Genomic DNA, 17772 nt, shown 5'->3' on the forward strand with positions numbered 1-17772 from the left:
TGGCTTACTCGATGTTCTGAATCTGCTCGCGCATTTGCTCGATCAAAACTTTCAGTTCAATTGCGGAGTTAGTCACCTCAGCATTGATAGACTTGGATGCCAGGGTGTTCGACTCACGGTTGAATTCCTGCATCATGAAGTCCAGACGACGGCCAACCGCCTCTTTTTTCTTCAGAATGTTGTAGGTTTCTTTGACGTGAGCTTCCAGGCGATCCAGTTCTTCAGCCACATCGATACGCTGTGCCATCAGCACCAGCTCTTGCTCAAGACGGTTATTTTCCAGTTGCACCTGTGCGTCTTCCAGTTTGGCTACCAGACGCTCGCGCTGCCATTGCAGAATTTCCGGCATGTGCGCACGTACCTTCGTCACTTCAGCGCTGACGCCTTCCAGACGCTGCTCGATCAACGCTTTCAGCGCCTGACCTTCGGTTTCACGCGCAACGATAAAGTCATCCAGCGTACCGTCAAGCGCGGCGAGGATTTCGGCGGCGATGGCATCCAGGTCTTGCTCCTGCGCTGCCATTACCCCTGGCCAACGAAGGATATCAACCGGATTAATTTCACCTTCATCACTCTGCATTTTGACCCAGTTAGCAGCGCTCACGAGCTGTTTAGCGAGCTTTTCATTCAGGATCAGCTCGCCTTGCGCGCTGGCATCCGGCTCAAAACGCAGTGTACATTCGATTTTACCGCGCGTCAGACGCGAGCGAATGCGTTCGCGAACCACGGGTTCGAGACTACGGAACTGTTCCGGCAGGCGAAAATAAGTTTCCAGATAACGCTGGTTTACCGAGCGCATTTCCCAGGTTGCGCTACCCCATTCACCCTTGATTTCACGCCGGGCGTAGGCGGTCATGCTGCGGATCATAGACGTTCCTGTTTTTAAAGATGAGATGGGAGGATTATAGCCATCCACGTCTTGTCAGGATAGGAATAACCGTCGGAAGTCCGTATAATGCGCAGCCACATTCGTTTCAAGCCGGAGATTTTATCATGCGTCCAGCAGGTCGTAGTGCCAATCAGGTGCGTCCCGTTACCCTGACCCGTAATTATACAAAACACGCTGAAGGCTCCGTGCTGGTCGAATTTGGTGATACCAAAGTGCTGTGTACCGCTTCTATTGATGAAGGCGTCCCACGTTTTCTGAAAGGTCAGGGCCAGGGCTGGATCACCGCAGAATATGGCATGCTGCCACGCGCCACGCACACCCGTAACGCCCGTGAAGCGGCGAAAGGTAAGCAGGGCGGCCGTACCATGGAAATCCAGCGCCTGATCGCTCGTGCGCTGCGCGCCGCCGTTGACCTGAAGACGCTCGGTGAATTCACTATTACGCTGGACTGTGATGTTATTCAGGCAGATGGCGGTACGCGTACTGCATCGATTACTGGCGCATGCGTTGCGTTGGCGGATGCGCTGAACAAGCTGGTGGCGAGCGGTAAGCTGAAAACTAACCCGATGAAAGGGATGGTTGCCGCGGTTTCCGTGGGGATTGTCAATGGTGAAGCGCTCTGTGATCTCGAGTACGTTGAGGATTCAGCGGCAGAAACTGACATGAACGTGGTGATGACTGAAGGCGGTCGAATTATTGAAGTGCAGGGCACGGCGGAAGGCGAGCCGTTCAGCCATGAAGAACTTCTCACCCTACTGGCCTTGGCCCGAGGGGGAATCGAATCCATTGTAGCGACGCAGAAGGCGGCGTTAGAAAATTGATTTTAAAGGCGACTGAAGAGTCGCCTTTTTTTTGTCTGTAATAAAGTGAGATGAGGAGCGAATCCATGAAACCGTATCAGCGCCAGTTTATTGAGTTTGCGCTTAGCAAGCAGGTACTAAAGTTTGGCGAATTTACGCTGAAATCCGGGCGCAAAAGCCCCTATTTCTTCAACGCCGGGCTGTTTAATACCGGGCGCGATCTGGCACTGTTAGGCCGTTTTTATGCTGAAGCGCTGGTGGATTCCGGCATCGAGTTCGATCTGCTGTTTGGTCCTGCGTACAAAGGTATTCCGATTGCGACTACTACGGCTGTAGCACTTGCGGAACATCACGATAAAGATATGCCGTACTGCTTTAACCGCAAAGAGGCGAAGACCCATGGCGAAGGCGGTAATCTGGTAGGTAGCGCACTTGAGGGGCGTGTCATGCTGGTAGATGATGTTATCACCGCAGGTACGGCTATTCGTGAGTCGATGGAGATTATTCAGGCTAATGGCGCTACGCTTGCTGGGGTATTGATTTCTCTCGATCGTCAGGAGCGTGGTCGGGGCGAGATTTCGGCGATTCAGGAAGTAGAGCGTGATTATGGTTGCAAGGTGATTTCTATCATTACCCTGAAAGACCTGATTGCGTATCTGGAAGAGAAGCCTGAAATGGCAGAACACCTGGTAGCCGTGCGGGCGTATCGCGAAGCATACGGCGTATAAGAGTATAAGAACTGTAGATGCCGCTGCGCGTATCCGGCCTACGGGTTACGTAGGCCGGACAAAACGAAGCCGCTACTGCAATTGAGCAGCAACCAGCGGCCAGCGGGTGTCAAAATCATCCGTTGGACGATATTTAAATTCGCTACGTACAAACCGGGACAACATACCTTCGCAGAAAGCCAGTAACTGGCTGGCCAGCAGCGTTTCATCCACGGTGTAACCTTCACCTTCACGCATTCTTTTTTCGCGCAGAACCTGGCGCAGCTGGGCCTCAATACGTTCGAAAAGCTGGTTAATGCGGCCTTGCAGACGATCCTGTTCAAACATGAGCGCATGCCCGGTCAGAATGCGCGTCAGACCGGGGTTACGTTCACCGAAGCCTAAAATCAGCAGAACGATCAGACGCAGACGTGCGCTGGTGTCCTTTTCGTCTTTTAAGATCAGATTGATACGGGTAATCAGACTATCTTCGATAAACTCAATCAGACTATCGAACATGCGGGTCTTGCTGGGAAAATGGCGATACAAGGCCGCTTCGGAAACGCCTACAGAGGCTGCCAGTTTCGCTGTCGTGATGCGTTGGCTTCCATCGCTGGACTCAAGCATCAGTGCCAGAGACTGAAGTATTTCTTCGCGACGATTCCTTTTCGCAGTTTGTTTTTCTACCATGTTACAAAATACCCCTGAAAATAAGCTCTTGCCAGGCAGGCATCCACACAGCGACCGCAAACGGCTGTTTGCGGTGTGTTATTGCGTTATTACGCTGTGGGATACTTTTCTGCGGGTTACTTGCGCCCGGAATGGCCGAAGCCACCTTCGCCACGATCGGTGGCTTCAAACTCTTCCACCAGATTAAATTCAGCCTGCACGACCGGTACAAATACCATCTGTGCGATACGTTCGCCCGGTTCAATCGTGAAGCTGTCCTGACCACGGTTCCAGATAGACACCATCAATTGTCCTTGATAGTCGGAATCAATCAGACCGACCAGGTTGCCCAGTACGATGCCGTGCTTATGACCCAGCCCGGAACGTGGCAACATCACCGCCGCCAGAGAGGGATCGGCAATATGGATGGCTAACCCGGTTGGCACCAGCGTGGTTGCACCCGGCGCCAGCTCTACGGCGTCATCAAGACAAGCACGCAGGTCAAGTCCGGCAGAGCCAGAAGTGGCGTACGTTGGGAGCGGAAATTGTTGCCCTACGCGCGGGTCCAGAATCTTAACGTCGATTTTTTTCATCATAACGGGTCACGATCTCGTCGAGTAATAATTGGCCCAGGAGTTCTTTACGCTCAAGCGGTAAGACTTTATCTCCATCCTGCCAAAAAAGGTGTAATGCGTTGCTGTCGCTGTTAAATCCTTGATTTGATAACGAAACGTCGTTCGCACAGATCACATCAAGGTTTTTGCGGATGCGTTTTTGCCGGGCATATTCTTCCACATTATTTGTTTCGGCGGCAAACCCAACGACAAAAGGACGATTAGCATCCAGTGCGGCAACACCGGCGATAATATCCGGGTTTTTGACCATTTTTACTGTTAATTCATCACCCTGCGTCGCCTGTTTTTTGATTTTTTCGGGGGCGACGGTCTCGGCGCGATAATCAGCGACTGCGGCGCAGCCGATAAAGATATGCTGTTGTTGCACCGCAGATTGCACGGCGGCTTCCATCTCCAGTGCGGTCATCACATCAATGCGCTGCACAAATGGCGGTGTGGGTAACGAAACAGGTCCCGACACCAGCGTGACGTTTGCCCCGCGTTTTGCGGCAGCGGCTGCGATAGCAAACCCCATCTTCCCGGAACTGTGATTGGAAATGTAACGCACGGGATCCAGCGGTTCACGCGTCGGGCCCGCCGTAATCATGATGTTGAGATGTTGCAGATCGTTGACAGGCGAGAAATGTTCTGCGGCCATATCGACAATCGTCAACGGATCCAGCATGCGGCCAGGACCGACATCGCCACATGCCTGGCTACCGCTGTCAGGGCCCCAAATGAGCAAACCTCGCGAGGCAAGAATGCCCAGATTGTGCTGGGTCGCGGCAGCACGGTACATCTGCTGGTTCATGGCTGGCAGCACAGCAACAGGAGCAGGCGTTGCCAGACAGATCGTTGAAACCAAATCGTTAGCCATACCTGCGGCGACGCGGGCTATCAGGTCTGCCGTAGCAGGGGCCAGGATAACCAGGTCGGCCCATTTCCCCAGCTCAATGTGGCCCATCGCGGCTTCGGCCGCGGGGTCAAGCAGGCTGTCGGAAACGGGATAACCCGAAACCGCTTGTAAGCTCAGGGGAGTAATAAACGCTTTTGCCGCTTCGGTCATCGCCACGCGGACGTCAGCGCCGCGTTCCCGCAAACGACGCACCAGTTCAGGGGTTTTGTACGCAGCAATGCCGCCACTGACGCCAAGTACGATTTTTTTACCGGCCAGGCTCATCATGATCTTTCCTGTTGGGTTTCACCAGAAGGCGGATATTTTATCACAATCCGCAATGAGTCGTGCTTTTGCCCGCGCTTCAGTTTGCGAGCCGCTACGAAGAAGTGATAACAGAGCGTCGATTCGCGACAGGCGTTATGCCACTATGCGGACGCGAAAGGAGGGGGAGGCATGGAAAATACAGGACGTATGATGCCCCGGGAAAAGCTATTGGCGCAGGGGCCAGGTTCACTTAGCGATGTTGAGCTACTGGCGCTTTTTTTACGCACCGGGATTCTGGGTAAAGATGTGCTGACGCTGGCAAAAGAGTTGATCCAGCATTTTGGCTCGCTGTATGGCCTGTTATCAGCAGACTATATGGCGTTTAGCCACGTTCACGGTATTGGCCTGGCGAAGTATGCGCAGCTTAAAGGGATTGCCGAACTGGCAAGGCGCTACCATAACGTGCGAGTGATGGAAGAGCGCGCGTTACTTAGCCCGGAAATGGCGCGAGAATTTCTGCAAAGTCAGCTCGCGCAAGAGGAGCGCGAGATCTTTCTGGTGATCTTTATGGATTCTCAACATCACGTGATTAAACACAGCAAACTTTTTTCCGGTACGCTTAGCCATGTTGAGGTGCATCCACGAGAAATTGTGCGTGAAGCGATAAAAATGAATGCGTCAGCGGTGATCCTTGCGCATAATCACCCTTCGGGTTGTGCAGAGCCGAGTAAAGCAGATAAACTTATCACCGAGCGTGTTGTGAAATGCTGTCAGTTCATGGATATCCGGGTGCTTGATCATCTGGTCATTGGGCGCGGAGAGTACGTTTCTTTTGCGGAACGCGGTTGGATTTAACGCACTTTACGCGATCCATCGGGATCTTTGTCTGTTCGGGACTTGAGCATAACGCCGGGTCAGCGTATACTACGCCACCTTTGAGAATCTCGGGTTTGGCATTTGGGCCTGGCAATCGAGAGTTCACTTAGAACTATGCGATGACCGGGCTGTAAAGCCTGACGAGGCGCCGATACCCCATACGAAGCTCGAGCTAATTTGATTTTTGGAGAATAGACATGTCCCGAGTCTGCCAAGTTACTGGCAAGCGTCCGGTGACCGGTAACAACCGTTCCCACGCACTGAACGCGACTAAACGCCGTTTCCTGCCTAACCTGCACTCTCACCGTTTCTGGGTTGAGAGCGAAAAGCGTTTTGTCACCCTGCGTGTATCTGCTAAAGGTATGCGTGTTATTGATAAGAAAGGCATCGAAACAGTTCTGTCTGAACTGCGTGCCCGTGGCGAAAAGTACTAAGTACTAAGAGGAAATAAATCATGGCTAAAGGTATTCGTGAGAAAATCAAGCTGGTTTCTTCTGCTGGTACTGGTCACTTCTATACCACTACGAAGAACAAACGTACTAAGCCGGAAAAACTGGAACTGAAAAAATTCGATCCAGTTGTCCGTCAGCACGTTCTCTACAAAGAAGCGAAAATCAAATAATTTTCGCTTTGATGTAATAAAAAACCTCGCTTCGGCGGGGTTTTTTGTTTTCTGGCCGTCCCCATATTAATGTGACCTGATACATCGCCGGAGATACTATGCCTGAATTACCTGAAGTCGAAACCAGCCGCCGCGGTATTGAGCCGCATCTGGTTGGGGCAACGATTATGCACGCGACTGTGCGTAACGGTCGTTTGCGTTGGCCGGTATCAGAGGAAATCTATCGTCTGAGTGATAAACCTGTCCTCAGCGTACAGCGGCGCGCTAAATACCTGCTGCTGGAGCTGCCGGATGGTTGGGTAATCATTCATCTGGGGATGTCGGGGAGTTTGCGTATCCTTCCTGAAGAGCTTCCTGCAGAAAAGCATGACCACGTTGACTTAGTGATGAGTAACGGCAAAGTCCTGCGCTATACCGATCCTCGCCGTTTTGGCGCCTGGTTGTGGACTACCGAATTGGATGGACACAATGTTCTCGCTCATCTTGGCCCTGAGCCACTGAGCGACGATTTCAACGCCAGTTATCTGCAGCAGAAATGCGCGAAGAAGAAAACCGCGATTAAACCCTGGCTGATGGATAACAAGCTGGTGGTGGGGGTCGGTAATATCTATGCCAGCGAGTCGCTGTTTGCCGCTGGCATCCATCCTGACCGCCTGGCGTCATCTTTGTCGCAGGATGAGTACGAACTGCTGGTGCGCGTCATCAAGGCGGTTTTACTGCGTTCGATTGAACAGGGGGGAACGACGCTGAAGGACTTCCTGCAAAGCGACGGTAAGCCGGGCTATTTTGCCCAGGAGTTGCAGGTCTATGGGAGAGAAGGTGAACCCTGTCGCGTATGCGGCGCGCCAATCATTGCGACAAAACACGCCCAGCGCACAACGTTCTACTGCCGTCGCTGTCAGAAATAACATTCGTTGCTGGCCGGGTAAACTTTATGTCTTATCCGGCCAGACGCATTACTTTAGTTTACTCATTAACGCCTGATGGACGTTTTCCGGCAGAAAGTGTGTCACATCACCCTGATGGCGGGCGACTTCTTTCACCAGTGACGATGAGATAAATGACCACTCTTTAGACGGCATCAGAAAGACGCTTTCCAGTTGCGGCATTAAATGGCGGTTCATATGGGCCAGCTGCATTTCATACTCAAAATCTGCTACCGCGCGCAGGCCTCGGATCAGGATGTTAGCCTGATTATCACGGGCAAAATTTGCCATTAAGTCGCTGAATCCCAGAACTTCCACATTGCCGAGATGCGCCGTTGCCTGTTGCGCCAGCTCGACGCGCTCTTCAAGGGTAAACATCGGTTTTTTACTGGGACTTGCAGCAATCGCCAGGATCACGTGATCGAACATGCTGGTCGCACGCGTCACGATATCAAGATGGCCGTTAGTTATGGGATCAAAGGTTCCTGGATAAATCGCCCGTTTTTGCATGATTTGCCTCAATGCGTTTTGGGTGGCAGATAAGGTTCCAGCAGTTGCAGCAGGCGCTGTAGCGCGCCCTGATTTTGATACAGGACTTCAACTGCATGACGGCCATAAAAATTACGATAATCGGCATCGGTCAGTAAAGAAGAGACCTCTTTCACCAGCGTGGTTGCGTCGGTGACGGTGATCAATCCGCTTGCCTGCTCGAGACGAGCACAAATATCTTTAAAATTAAAGGTATGTGGCCCCATCAGTACCGGAATGGCGTGTGCTGCGGCTTCCAGTGGGTTGTGTCCCCCACGTTCAACCAGTGAACCACCGACAAAAGCAAGGTCGGCAATGCCGTACAGCAACATCAGCTCGCCCATGGTGTCGCCGATAACGACCTGAGTATCTGAGGATGGAACTTCGCCAGAAGAACGTGTGGTATAGCTTAGCCCAGCCTGACGTACGAGGTTAATGGCATCCGGGAAGCGTTCCGGATGTCTGGGAACCAGGATCAGCAAAAGATTAGGAAACTGATTTAATAACGCCTGGTGGGCTGCAATGATAATGCTTTCTTCACCATCGTGCGTGCTGGTTGCAATCCACACCGGGCGATGAGGCGCCCATTGACGACGCAACGTAATCGCTTTGGCGGCCAACTGTGGCGTGACGGAAATATCAAACTTCAGGCTGCCGGTGACGGTGACCTGATTGCTCCTGGCGCCAAGGGTAATAAAACGAGCGCCATCTTCTTCGTTCTGTGCGGCAATCAACGTAATTCGACGCAGTAGCTTACCAACAAATTTGCCTAATTTTGCGTAGCCAGCGGCTGAACGCGCAGAAAGCCGTGCGTTGGCGATGACCAGAGGAATACCGCGTTTATGGAGTGCCGCGATCAGATTTGGCCACAGCTCGGTTTCCATGATTAACACCAGCTTGGGGTCAACTTTATTCAGGAAACGGTTCAAAGCATCCGGTAAATCGTATGGCAAATAAATGTGCTGAACGTCAGTACCAAACGCGGATTGTACGCGCTCAGAGCCGGTTGGCGTCATGGTGGTTACCGTGATCGGTAAGTCGGGATAACGATGTCGCAGAGCACGGACTAATGGAATAGCTGCCAGCGTTTCGCCCACAGAAACTGAGTGAAGCATGATGCCGCCTGGTTTTAGCGGACGGCGGTAAAAACCGTAGCGTTCACCCCAGCGTTTACGGTAGGCCGGAGCCTTACGTCCGCGCACCCAAAGCCGTATCCAGATCAAAGGCTGAATAAGGTAGAAAAGGGCGGTGTAAAGCAATTCGAGCATAATGGTAGCTAACTTATGAATGTGCTGGGGATTCTATGTATTTAACTATGGCTTTACCATCATTTTTATCCAGGTCGCAGCAAAACGATGGAATCGTCGGGCACTGTTTTAGCCTACGGCTATTTTAAAAATGCTGATGATCGTACTGACGTGGCTTAACGTCTTGTGCGGCGTGTGTTTTAAGCTGAAAACAGTAATTTTATATCTTTTTGTTTTTAAAGATTTATTTCTTTATTCTGTTCAAAAATTATTCGTTTCGGAATGCGTGATAATAAATGATATACTACTGCGCAATTTCAGGTAGCTAGCCGGCAGAAACATTTCGAAAACATGGGCGGTAAACTTTGGATGTATCAGACCTGCTATGCCTGGCGACGCGATGCGGATATTAATGCATGAATATTGCTTTTTGTTTGTACAAGTATTTCCCCTATGGTGGGTTACAGCGTGATTTTCTGCGAGTAGCGCTCACGGTTGCTGCACGAGGTCATCATGTCCAGGTGTTTACCCAGTCATGGCAGGGCGAACGTCCGGAAGGACTGGAAATTATACTCGTACCCGTCACAGCCAGAACTAACCATGGGAAAAACGAGCAATATTATCAGTGGGTTCAAAATTATTTAAGCCAGCATCCCGTCGATCGTATCGTTGGTTTTAATAAAATGCCAGGGCTGGATGTGTATTACGCCGCCGACGTTTGTTATGCGGAAAAGGTCGCTCGCGAGAAGGGCTTCTTCTATAAGTTGACGCGTCGGTATCGACACTACTCTGCATTTGAAAAAGCGACGTTTCAACAAGGTTCCGGCACCACGCTTTTGATGTTAACTGATAAGCAAATTGGTGATTTCAAACTCCATTATCATACGGAGAGCCAGCGTTTTCGTATTCTGCCGCCAGGTATCTACCCAGACAGAAAATACAGTCTGCAACCTGAAAACAGCAGGAAGATTGTCAGGGAAAAGAATGGTATTGGTCTCGATCAGTTCCTGCTTTTGCAGGTCGGCTCCGATTTCAAACGCAAAGGTGTGCCAAGAAGCTTACAGGCGTTGGCTTCTTTACCTGAGACTATACGTCACCGTACTCAGTTGATGGTTGTTGGTCAGGATAAGGCCGATCGTTATCGTGTTCAGGCCCGCCAATTGGGAATTGAAGAGCAAGTGCAATTCTTCTCGGGGCGAGATGATGTCGCTGAATTGATGTCCGCTGCCGATTTATTGCTTCACCCGGCAGTTCAGGAAGCCGCTGGTATCGTCTTGCTAGAAGCCGTAGTTGCCGGGCTGCCAGTATTAACCACTGAGGTATGCGGCTATGCAGGTTATATCAGTGCCGCCCAATGCGGCGTGGTGATCCCTGAACCTTTTGCGCAGGATAATTTGAATACAGCACTTTTCAATGCGCTGCAAAATAATGAGCAGAGAAGTCGTTGGGCTGGAAATGCGCGACATTTTGCTGATACAGAGGATCTCTACAGCCTGGCAGATAAAGCTGCAGATATCATTTTAGGTCTCGAAAATGATTGAATTAAAAGAACCATTTGCCACGCAATGGCAAGGAAAAGACCCGTTCACGGAAGTCACTAAGCTGGATGGCGAGGTTTTTCGCGCTCTGGAAACTCGGCGTACCCTGCGTTTTGAGATGATGGGAAAAGGTTACTTTCTTAAATACCATCATGGGACCACGCTTAAAGAAGTGGTGAAGAACCTGATTTCTCTGCGCATGCCTGTGCTTGGCGCGGACCGGGAGTGGCTGGCGATTCACCGTTTGCAAGCACTGAATGTGGATACAATGACGGGTGTTGCTTTTGGACAGAAGGGGCTGAATCCGTTAGAGCGAACCTCATTTATTATTACTGAGGATCTTTCTCCTGCCATCAGCCTTGAAGATTTTTGCGCCAACTGGGGCGTTGAACGGCCCGATTTTGTATTAAAACGAACCATTATTACCCGCGTGGCGGAAATGGTGGGTAAAATGCATCGAGGTGGGGTAAATCATCGGGATTGTTATATCTGCCATTTCCTGCTCCAACAGCCGATGCCAGCAGATGTTGCGGAGATCAAACTCTCTGTGATTGATCTACATCGTGCACAAATACGTCAGCAGGTACCACGTCGCTGGCGGGATAAAGATTTGATCGGGCTCTATTTCTCCTCACTGGAGATTGGGCTAACGTCCAGAGATATCTACCGTTTTTTACGTGTCTATTTTTCGATGCCATTGCGTGAAATCTTTCGTCAGGAAGTCAGGTTGTTTGAACAGGCTGTCACAAAAGCGCAAAAAATAAGACAAAGAACAATAAGAAAAGCGCTATAAATTACACATGAAGTTTGAGGCTGTTTTATTATGAACATCGATTTCCAGAAGTTGATCATTCAAAAACATATCATCGACAGCTCGACGCATGACAAGAGTAAAAAACTAAGCGTTGCGTATGGTGTCGATCGTAATTTTTTGTTTGGATCCGGCATTTCTATGACCTCATTATTAGTGAATAATCCTGATATTGATATCCATTTTTATATCGTCACTGACTATCTCGATGACGACTATCTGGAAAGCATAAAACGCCTAATGCAAATGTACAGTACGACAGTGACTGTCCTTGTTTTCGATAATGCGGCCTTTCGTGAACTGCCGAGCACGAAAGCCTGGACTGATGCAATGTACTATCGTTACTTTGCATTTGAATATTTAAGCACCGAATTAAGCTCGGTACTGTATCTGGATGCCGATGTCATTTGTAAAGGTTCTCTACGGGAACTTACAGAGATTAATTTCTGTGGGGAATATGCAGCTGTCATTAATGATGTTGATGAAGTGCGAATTAAATCCGGTACCAGACTTGGTATCCCTGACCTGAGTAAGGGGTATTTTAATTCGGGTGTTGTATTTGCGAATCTCAAAGTATGGCGTGAGCAGCAGTTGTTAACCAAAACATTTTCTATATTAGACAAACGCCAAAAAGAATTACTTTATTTCGATCAGGACGTACTCAATATTTTATTTGTCGGAAATGTTATTTTCCTGAGAAGAGACTTTAACTGTATTTATGAAGTCGATCGGGAACTCAAAAATAAAAACGATAAAACTTATCAGGATTTCATTACCGACGATACGGTATTAATTCACTATGCTGGCGTCACTAAACCATGGCATTCATGGGCCAAGTATCCGGTGGCTAAATTTTTTATTGAAGCATATCAGAAATCCGCATGGGCAGAAAAGTCTCTGTTAAACGCAAATACAGCTAAGTTGTATAAATGTAAGTCACGACATGAAAGAGTGCAGCGAAAATATATCCGCTCTGTGCTAAGTCATGTTATGTATATAAAAAATAAGTTACATAGCTCTAAGGCACATTGAATTTATAAATAGTAACTTATTGATAATAAATTAAATAGGTGTAGCGAATGAACTTTGATTGTCATCAGTCTATAAAAAATATCCTTGACTTTAATCAAGCGCCATCTGAACAACAAACACAGCTCAATATCGCCTGGGGTGTGGACAAAAACTTTATGTTTGGCGCTGCAATCTCGATGACATCGGTGCTATTGCATAATAAAGATCTGAATATTCATTTTCACCTTTTTACCGATTATATTGATGCTGATTACCAGCAACGCATTGCGAAATTAGCAGGGCAATTTGCAACTAACATCTCAATTTACATTATGGATGCTAATGGGTTAAAAATATTGCCTAGTGGTAATGCCTGGTCGCATGCAATGTACTTTAGATTCATTGCCTTTGAATATCTTGCTGAGAAAATAAATTCGCTTTTATACATTGATGCGGATGTGATTTGCAAAGGTTCACTTGACGAGCTAACCCAAATTGATCTTGGTGAGTATGTTGCTGCTGTAATTACTGATGTTGATGATAGCCCTGCCAGAGATATTGAAGAAAATAGGGATTATTTCAATTCTGGTGTCATTTTTGCAAATCTTAAAAAGTGGAAAGAACAAAATTTCATCAACGCAGCCTTTGATATCTTATTGGATAAAAACAATAAGCTTTCATTCCCAGATCAGGATGTTTTGAATATTCTCTTCTTAAAGAAAGTGATCTTTCTGGAAAGAAGGTTTAATGCTATTTACGGCATAAAACAAGAGCTAAAAAGCAAAGATCTTGCAAAATATAAAGAATATATAACATCCGATACTATTCTAATCCATTATGTCGGTGTGACTAAGCCGTGGAACTCTTGGGCAAACTATCCTTCGGCACAGTACTTTGTTGAAGCGTGGAAGGCTTCTCCATGGGCAGATGTTCCTTTGTTACCAGCCAGAACACCAAAGCAATATAAAAAGAAATCACGGCATGAACGGTTACAAGGAAAATATTTTGCTTCAGTAATTAGCTATATCGGCTATTTACGTGCAAAGTTACAAAGCAAGTAAAAAAACTCCCGAAAGGGAGTTTTTTATTTAACGTAGTTTTGTCTTGAGATATTTCATATACCATTTGATAGAAGCGCAGTAATTTCCCCTTTTAGCTTCCTGACGCGAGTAGACCCGATAATCAGTAGGTCTCATGCGTGGAGCGTAGGAACGCATTTCTGTATACCGCCATGGTGTGAAATGATGGTAGAAGAGGTAAAGTTGTTGTGAAAGCCCGGTGTGTTCTTTGTACCAAGGCTTTCTTCCGCCGGTGAAATGGATAATGCGGGGCAGAGTATCTTTTTGATAGAAGAAACACTCTTTTTGTTGGTCGTTAAACCAATTAAATAAAAAATTCCATCGATTATCAATGAATTTTACGTTGCCATCCATTGCAATGTTCAAGGCATCTTGATCCGGATAGGGAAGACTTTCCCCTCGATCAAATAAAATCTGATTGGCTTTTATTTCAATATCATTTTTAAGCCAGTTTTTTATGTTTATGTACAGAAATCCGGAGTTAAAATAAGAAGAGGTGCTAAGTTTCAAGCGTTTCGCATTTTTATTATCATTGTTATTTAACGAATCATGACTGGCAGCACAAATTACTTCACTAATATCAATGCTATTAATTTCATGGATTTTATCGAAGCACAGAGTATCAGCATCTAAATAGATAAAATGCTCTACTTTATCTTTAAGCAGACGCGGTACGGTCAGCCTCATATAAATAGAGCGATTCAGGTGTTTGATTGCAAAGTCATTGTTATACTTTTCAATCTCCTTTTTATCAATATTGATAACCTGAATTTTATCAGTGGTTGAACACAGTTTATTAATTTCGTCGTCTGAGACATCATAGACAAAGACGAAAAATGACAGTTCTTGTCCTGGGTTGTTCATTATGACGGACATAATGGACACAGCTACATATTCCAGATAATTAGCATCTGTACAGTAAGCAATATTAATAACGTTATTTTTGTTGTCCATTTATGCTTTCTCATTACCTTTAACATGGCTACTATCATGAAGTACCCTATCGATAGCGTCAATCACGGCTTGTTCCGGTATCCATGTTAAATATTTTTTTGACCTGTCGAGTTCATTTCTGGAAGGCATTGGATGGTAATCGCCAGCCCAAATCAACACGGCGTTATCTGACCATGGTCTCCATTGCTGATAATTGGTCGCGCCAAACAGACAGACCTGAGGTGTTCCTAATGCTGCAGCCATATGCATAGGCGCAGAATCGACCCCGATGTAAAGAACGGCATGGTCGATTAACGCAGCCAACTGCAGGAAGGTTGTTTTACCAGCTAGCGTCAGGTCAGGGGAAGATTGACACAATTCGGCAATGCGCTGGACTTGCTGCTGTTCACTTTGTGCTGGCCCACAGGTAAGGTAAACATGCAGGCCACGCTGATGCAAATGGTCAATCACATGGGCAAATTTATCATCATCCCAACATTTAAATTCTTGTCTGGCAGTAGGTTGAATCACGACATATTTTTGTGAAGGTAATGCCGGAAGTTGGGAAACCAAATAGTGGTAATCATCCTGCCGATAGTGTAGTGACATCTCTTTTTTCAGATCTGCTTCGCTAAACCCAATGCCCTTCAGAATGGAGAGATTTTGTTCAACTATGTGCGTCCCGGTCAGCGGTGCAACCTGAGAAAAAAGATTGTTCCATTGTTTCTTATCACGCTCAAATGCAATTGACGGGCGACGTAAGGAAGCAATAAGAGCGCCAATCGGCCATTGCTCGGTTAGGTTAACGATCAGGTCATAGTGATTTTTTTTCAGCTGTTGACGCACTGAAAGATAATTTTTTACTGTATCTAAAAGGCCTTTCTTTTTCTCAATGAGATAAAAATCATTGATACTTTCATTTGCTGCCAAAATTGATTTTGTATCCTTATAAAGAAGCAGATCGATTTTAGCATGAGGATAACGAGCCTGAATGCTGGCAATAACAGGTGTTGTTAACAGAACATCCCCATAAAATTTGAGCTTGCAAATAAGAACACGGTCGACTTTATCAAACATGTTAAAATCCCTTTCGAAAAAATAAACTTTTGCAGGCGGATAGTATCTTATATCTAATTTCAGAAATTGAGCGATCGATATGCGGATATTTCATCTTAAGGATTATTTTGTTCTTAACGATTTTTGTATCGCAGCATGCATGTGCATTCTGAATGTCATTTAACATACTTTCGTTATAACGATAGTAGCCTTTCTTCTTGCGTAAAAGTTTGCGGCCTTCCAGGAAACAATTGATAATCATTAACGTGGCAACGGTACGTTTAGCGTTATCTTCATTCACATAGTTATACATTTTTCGCATAGCAAAGAAGATACTGTCCGCATCGCTATCAATAATGTTCTCGGTAATGCTTTTGTCATTTAATCGATAGTAATAAAGCTTGTTCTCTATTTTTAAAATAGAACGACATTTGAAATACTGGAACGGGCAAAAAATGACATCTTCATAGCGACGATGTTCTTCAAATCGGTCCATACCAATCACGTCGCGGTGAAAAATTTTTGTCATGAGATGCCATTGCCCGGCACGAAAAGTTGGCAACAGGGGAGCATAGTTATCATCAGCCAAAATAATTTCGTGTTGAGCCAAGGTATTCTTTGCGCCAGGTTTATTCTGATACAGATTGTTTATATTTCGAGTTAAATTGAATTCCACAATATCATATTTTCCCTCCCTCAATTTAGGGAGGAGGATAGTGAAATAATCTGCACAGACAATGTCATCGCTGTCGACAAAACCAATATACTTTCCCGTTGCCTGGGTCAATCCGACGTTGCGGGTGATTGCAACACCTTGATTTTTCTGGCTTATATATTTTACATTGTTGCAGTTATGCTCATGATAAAATGCCTTGATGTGCTCTTCCGTTAAATCTGTTGAACCATCATTAACAATTATTATCTCCACCTCGTCAGTGATGCTCTGATGGATAGACGCCAACGTCGACGTGATAAATTCGGCATTGTTGTATGCAGGTATTATAATGCTCAATAAATAACCTGAAGCATTAGTCATGGCATTCTTCTCTCGTTGGATTGCGAGTTCAGCATTGCTGCTACACATAACGCCAGCACACTGCTCAAGGCTTCACCTTTGGCATACAATAATAAATCACTCAAGCCATAGATAGCGATAGCGCCTGAGATAACGAACAACAGAGGACTGCGTTGCCAGTAAGCTGTTAAAAACATGGCAGTATAGAGCAAGAGTAGCACAATCACCCCAGGGATGCCCTTCAGCGAGAAGGTATCAACGATTTCGTTATGGAGGTGGACGTTAAGGAAAACAAGCGCCCCTTGCAGAGAGGTATCTTGCACAGCAAGTTGCTGAATTTCTGCCCCACGTTGTTCAAGTGACTGCCCCCCGAGATGTACTTTCCCTGACTCAATACCTGCGCGTTGCATTGCAAGCCGCGCGCCAATAGAGGTTTTACTATTGTTCTGGTTGTAAGAGTGCACATCCCGCATAAAATTTTGGTAGCGATGTTCAAGTACTGGCTTTAAAGGGATGGCCGCCAGACCTATCAGTATCACGAAGCCCAATAATGCTTTAAACAACATGGTACGGTTGTGGCGATGATGCATGAGAAACAGGACGATACTCAGGATCGGGTATACCAAAATCGCCGCCCGGGTTTGCGTGGTAATGATAACCGCCAGCGAGATCAAAAAATGTAACAGATACAGTGAAACGGTATGTTTCATACGCAGGTTGATAATGGCTTGAGATGCCAATAAGCTAATCAATGTCAGCGCATAAGCGGTACCAGTTTGGCGCTCAAAACCAAGTGCTACGCGGTATTTTAAAGGTTCAGTTGCTCCGGCAAGTTGATATCCCGCGAAAAGGTACAAGCCGATTGCTGTAAGAATAACCCAGACACTGGTGATGCGGGCTTTATTGGCACACGGCGCTCGCGATGTTAGCGCGGTCATCACCAGTGCGGCAAAAAGCATTACTTTGCCACCGTTCTGGTATGAGCGGTAGGCTCCGGTAAAGGCTGAGCCTGGTTGTTTAAATATTTCTACCCAAAAAATCTGCAGCAAACCGAAGAGCAGCAACATACAAGGCAAAACCAGATTCTTTTTGTTACTGCATACATGCTTTAAGTTTTTACCTATAAGAGGCAGAGACAGAGCCGTGGAAAAAATAAATATCTTCAGTGCTTCATCCGGATTGACCAGTATCATCCCTAAAGTAGCAAGTATCCCGACATAAAATAAGAAGTATATACCCGTGATCATTGAAGACGCTTGATTTTTCAGCAACAGGAGATCATGCTGTCC

The 17772-nt window shown here is 46.9% G+C and carries 20 protein-coding genes; 10 read left to right on the plus strand and 10 right to left on the minus strand.

Going from position 1 to position 17772, the window contains the following annotated elements:
- Positions 1 to 4 precede the first annotated feature (4 nt).
- A complete protein-coding gene (locus tag FDX04_RS00795; protein WP_042311560.1) occupies positions 5 to 868 on the minus strand; it encodes a YicC/YloC family endoribonuclease in 864 nt (287 codons plus the stop codon).
- Positions 869 to 993: 125 nt separating this feature from the next.
- Here FDX04_RS00795 and rph point away from each other — a divergent pair, with 125 nt between their 5' ends.
- Positions 994 to 1710 carry a ribonuclease PH gene (gene rph / locus FDX04_RS00800; RefSeq protein ID WP_137370336.1) on the plus strand — a complete coding sequence of 239 codons (717 nt, stop codon included), beginning with the start codon at positions 994 to 996 and terminating at the stop codon, positions 1708 to 1710.
- A gap of 65 nt (positions 1711 to 1775) precedes the next feature.
- Positions 1776 to 2417 carry an orotate phosphoribosyltransferase gene (gene pyrE, locus FDX04_RS00805; RefSeq protein WP_020996052.1) on the plus strand — a complete coding sequence of 214 codons (642 nt, stop codon included), beginning with the start codon at positions 1776 to 1778 and terminating at the stop codon, positions 2415 to 2417.
- A gap of 72 nt (positions 2418 to 2489) precedes the next feature.
- On the opposite strand, the gene slmA is transcribed toward pyrE, so the two are convergent.
- From slmA to coaBC, 3 genes are all read right to left on the minus strand, one after another.
- The gene (gene slmA / locus FDX04_RS00810) at positions 2490 to 3086 is read right to left on the minus strand and encodes a nucleoid occlusion factor SlmA (RefSeq protein ID WP_003024060.1); all 597 of its coding nucleotides are present in this window, start codon (positions 3084 to 3086) and stop codon (positions 2490 to 2492) included.
- 116 nt (positions 3087 to 3202) lie between these two features.
- Positions 3203 to 3661 (minus strand): dUTP diphosphatase, encoded by a 459-nt coding sequence (dut, locus tag FDX04_RS00815; RefSeq protein WP_006687626.1) that lies wholly within the window; start codon positions 3659 to 3661, stop codon positions 3203 to 3205.
- Positions 3639 to 4859 (minus strand): bifunctional phosphopantothenoylcysteine decarboxylase/phosphopantothenate--cysteine ligase CoaBC, encoded by a 1221-nt coding sequence (gene coaBC / locus FDX04_RS00820; RefSeq protein ID WP_094300993.1) that lies wholly within the window; start codon positions 4857 to 4859, stop codon positions 3639 to 3641. Before coaBC ends, dut begins: the two co-directional genes overlap by 23 nt.
- 171 nt (positions 4860 to 5030) lie before the next feature.
- Between coaBC and radC the strand changes: the two genes are divergently transcribed.
- The 4 genes from radC to mutM all read left to right on the plus strand — a co-directional run bounded on the left by radC (position 5031) and on the right by mutM (position 7247).
- Positions 5031 to 5696, plus strand: coding sequence for a DNA repair protein RadC (radC, locus tag FDX04_RS00825; RefSeq protein ID WP_137360305.1), 666 nt, complete (start codon positions 5031 to 5033; stop codon positions 5694 to 5696).
- A 218-nt stretch (positions 5697 to 5914) separates the two neighbouring features.
- Entirely contained in the window at positions 5915 to 6151 is a 237-nt protein-coding gene (gene rpmB / locus FDX04_RS00830; protein ID WP_003024071.1) for a 50S ribosomal protein L28, read from the plus strand.
- Positions 6152 to 6171: 20 nt separating this feature from the next.
- The gene (gene rpmG / locus FDX04_RS00835; RefSeq protein WP_003024094.1) at positions 6172 to 6339 is read left to right on the plus strand and encodes a 50S ribosomal protein L33; all 168 of its coding nucleotides are present in this window, start codon (positions 6172 to 6174) and stop codon (positions 6337 to 6339) included.
- Positions 6340 to 6437: 98 nt separating this feature from the next.
- On the plus strand, positions 6438 to 7247 hold the full coding sequence (gene mutM, locus FDX04_RS00840) for a bifunctional DNA-formamidopyrimidine glycosylase/DNA-(apurinic or apyrimidinic site) lyase (RefSeq protein WP_137360304.1): 810 nt from the start codon (positions 6438 to 6440) through the stop codon (positions 7245 to 7247).
- 48 nt (positions 7248 to 7295) lie between these two features.
- Here the strand turns inward: mutM and coaD are convergent, their stop codons facing one another.
- Both coaD and waaA read right to left on the minus strand, forming a co-directional pair.
- The gene (gene coaD / locus FDX04_RS00845) at positions 7296 to 7775 is read right to left on the minus strand and encodes a pantetheine-phosphate adenylyltransferase (protein ID WP_003024099.1); all 480 of its coding nucleotides are present in this window, start codon (positions 7773 to 7775) and stop codon (positions 7296 to 7298) included.
- 8 nt (positions 7776 to 7783) lie between these two features.
- Positions 7784 to 9061, minus strand: a complete 1278-nt coding sequence (waaA, locus tag FDX04_RS00850) for a lipid IV(A) 3-deoxy-D-manno-octulosonic acid transferase (RefSeq protein WP_069323706.1) — start codon at positions 9059 to 9061, stop codon at positions 7784 to 7786.
- Between the two features lie 395 nt (positions 9062 to 9456).
- Here waaA and FDX04_RS00855 point away from each other — a divergent pair, with 395 nt between their 5' ends.
- The 4 genes from FDX04_RS00855 to FDX04_RS00870 are packed head-to-tail and all read left to right on the plus strand — an operon-like array spanning position 9457 to position 13461.
- Positions 9457 to 10581 (plus strand): glycosyltransferase family 4 protein, encoded by a 1125-nt coding sequence (locus FDX04_RS00855; RefSeq protein ID WP_137370337.1) that lies wholly within the window; start codon positions 9457 to 9459, stop codon positions 10579 to 10581.
- Positions 10574 to 11371, plus strand: a complete 798-nt coding sequence (rfaP, locus tag FDX04_RS00860) for a lipopolysaccharide core heptose(I) kinase RfaP (RefSeq protein WP_137360302.1) — start codon at positions 10574 to 10576, stop codon at positions 11369 to 11371. The genes FDX04_RS00855 and rfaP overlap by 8 nt, the downstream gene beginning before the upstream one ends.
- 30 nt (positions 11372 to 11401) lie before the next feature.
- Positions 11402 to 12421: a glycosyltransferase gene (locus tag FDX04_RS00865; protein ID WP_137370338.1), complete on the plus strand. Its 1020-nt coding sequence runs from the start codon at positions 11402 to 11404 to the stop codon at positions 12419 to 12421.
- 47 nt (positions 12422 to 12468) lie between these two features.
- Positions 12469 to 13461, plus strand: coding sequence for a glycosyltransferase (locus FDX04_RS00870; RefSeq protein ID WP_137360300.1), 993 nt, complete (start codon positions 12469 to 12471; stop codon positions 13459 to 13461).
- Between the two features lie 27 nt (positions 13462 to 13488).
- Here the strand turns inward: FDX04_RS00870 and FDX04_RS00875 are convergent, their stop codons facing one another.
- From FDX04_RS00875 to FDX04_RS00890, 4 genes are read right to left on the minus strand one after another with little or no spacing between them, the layout of a single operon-like run.
- Positions 13489 to 14433: a glycosyltransferase family 8 protein gene (locus tag FDX04_RS00875; RefSeq protein WP_137370339.1), complete on the minus strand. Its 945-nt coding sequence runs from the start codon at positions 14431 to 14433 to the stop codon at positions 13489 to 13491.
- On the minus strand, positions 14434 to 15489 hold the full coding sequence (gene rfaQ, locus FDX04_RS00880; RefSeq protein WP_137361684.1) for a lipopolysaccharide core heptosyltransferase RfaQ: 1056 nt from the start codon (positions 15487 to 15489) through the stop codon (positions 14434 to 14436).
- 1 nt (position 15490) lies between these two features.
- Positions 15491 to 16504 (minus strand): glycosyltransferase family 2 protein, encoded by a 1014-nt coding sequence (locus FDX04_RS00885; protein WP_137361683.1) that lies wholly within the window; start codon positions 16502 to 16504, stop codon positions 15491 to 15493.
- Positions 16501 to 17754 (minus strand): O-antigen ligase, encoded by a 1254-nt coding sequence (locus FDX04_RS00890; protein WP_249935509.1) that lies wholly within the window; start codon positions 17752 to 17754, stop codon positions 16501 to 16503. The genes FDX04_RS00885 and FDX04_RS00890 overlap by 4 nt, the downstream gene beginning before the upstream one ends.
- Positions 17755 to 17772: the final 18 nt, after the last annotated feature.

Source organism: Citrobacter sp. wls615, from assembly GCF_005281355.1.
Lineage (GTDB): Bacteria > Pseudomonadota > Gammaproteobacteria > Enterobacterales > Enterobacteriaceae > Citrobacter > Citrobacter werkmanii.

What these genes read in the sequence shown, in the direction of transcription:
- dut (WP_006687626.1), bottom strand. Translation starts at nt 3,661, where the DNA reads ATGATGAAAAAAATCGACGTTAAGATTCTGGACCCGCGCGTAGGGCAA.
- pyrE (WP_020996052.1), top strand. Translation starts at nt 1,776, where the DNA reads ATGAAACCGTATCAGCGCCAGTTTATTGAGTTTGCGCTTAGCAAGCAG.
- rfaQ (WP_137361684.1), bottom strand. Translation starts at nt 15,489, where the DNA reads ATGTTTGATAAAGTCGACCGTGTTCTTATTTGCAAGCTCAAATTTTAT.
- slmA (WP_003024060.1), bottom strand. Translation starts at nt 3,086, where the DNA reads ATGGTAGAAAAACAAACTGCGAAAAGGAATCGTCGCGAAGAAATACTT.
- FDX04_RS00875 (WP_137370339.1), bottom strand. Translation starts at nt 14,433, where the DNA reads ATGGACAACAAAAATAACGTTATTAATATTGCTTACTGTACAGATGCT.
- coaD (WP_003024099.1), bottom strand. Translation starts at nt 7,775, where the DNA reads ATGCAAAAACGGGCGATTTATCCAGGAACCTTTGATCCCATAACTAAC.
- FDX04_RS00870 (WP_137360300.1), top strand. Translation starts at nt 12,469, where the DNA reads ATGAACTTTGATTGTCATCAGTCTATAAAAAATATCCTTGACTTTAAT.
- rpmB (WP_003024071.1), top strand. Translation starts at nt 5,915, where the DNA reads ATGTCCCGAGTCTGCCAAGTTACTGGCAAGCGTCCGGTGACCGGTAAC.
- rfaP (WP_137360302.1), top strand. Translation starts at nt 10,574, where the DNA reads ATGATTGAATTAAAAGAACCATTTGCCACGCAATGGCAAGGAAAAGAC.
- FDX04_RS00795 (WP_042311560.1), bottom strand. Translation starts at nt 868, where the DNA reads ATGATCCGCAGCATGACCGCCTACGCCCGGCGTGAAATCAAGGGTGAA.
- rph (WP_137370336.1), top strand. Translation starts at nt 994, where the DNA reads ATGCGTCCAGCAGGTCGTAGTGCCAATCAGGTGCGTCCCGTTACCCTG.
- mutM (WP_137360304.1), top strand. Translation starts at nt 6,438, where the DNA reads ATGCCTGAATTACCTGAAGTCGAAACCAGCCGCCGCGGTATTGAGCCG.
- coaBC (WP_094300993.1), bottom strand. Translation starts at nt 4,859, where the DNA reads ATGAGCCTGGCCGGTAAAAAAATCGTACTTGGCGTCAGTGGCGGCATT.
- FDX04_RS00855 (WP_137370337.1), top strand. Translation starts at nt 9,457, where the DNA reads ATGAATATTGCTTTTTGTTTGTACAAGTATTTCCCCTATGGTGGGTTA.
- rpmG (WP_003024094.1), top strand. Translation starts at nt 6,172, where the DNA reads ATGGCTAAAGGTATTCGTGAGAAAATCAAGCTGGTTTCTTCTGCTGGT.
- FDX04_RS00865 (WP_137370338.1), top strand. Translation starts at nt 11,402, where the DNA reads ATGAACATCGATTTCCAGAAGTTGATCATTCAAAAACATATCATCGAC.
- waaA (WP_069323706.1), bottom strand. Translation starts at nt 9,061, where the DNA reads ATGCTCGAATTGCTTTACACCGCCCTTTTCTACCTTATTCAGCCTTTG.
- FDX04_RS00885 (WP_137361683.1), bottom strand. Translation starts at nt 16,504, where the DNA reads ATGACTAATGCTTCAGGTTATTTATTGAGCATTATAATACCTGCATAC.
- radC (WP_137360305.1), top strand. Translation starts at nt 5,031, where the DNA reads ATGGAAAATACAGGACGTATGATGCCCCGGGAAAAGCTATTGGCGCAG.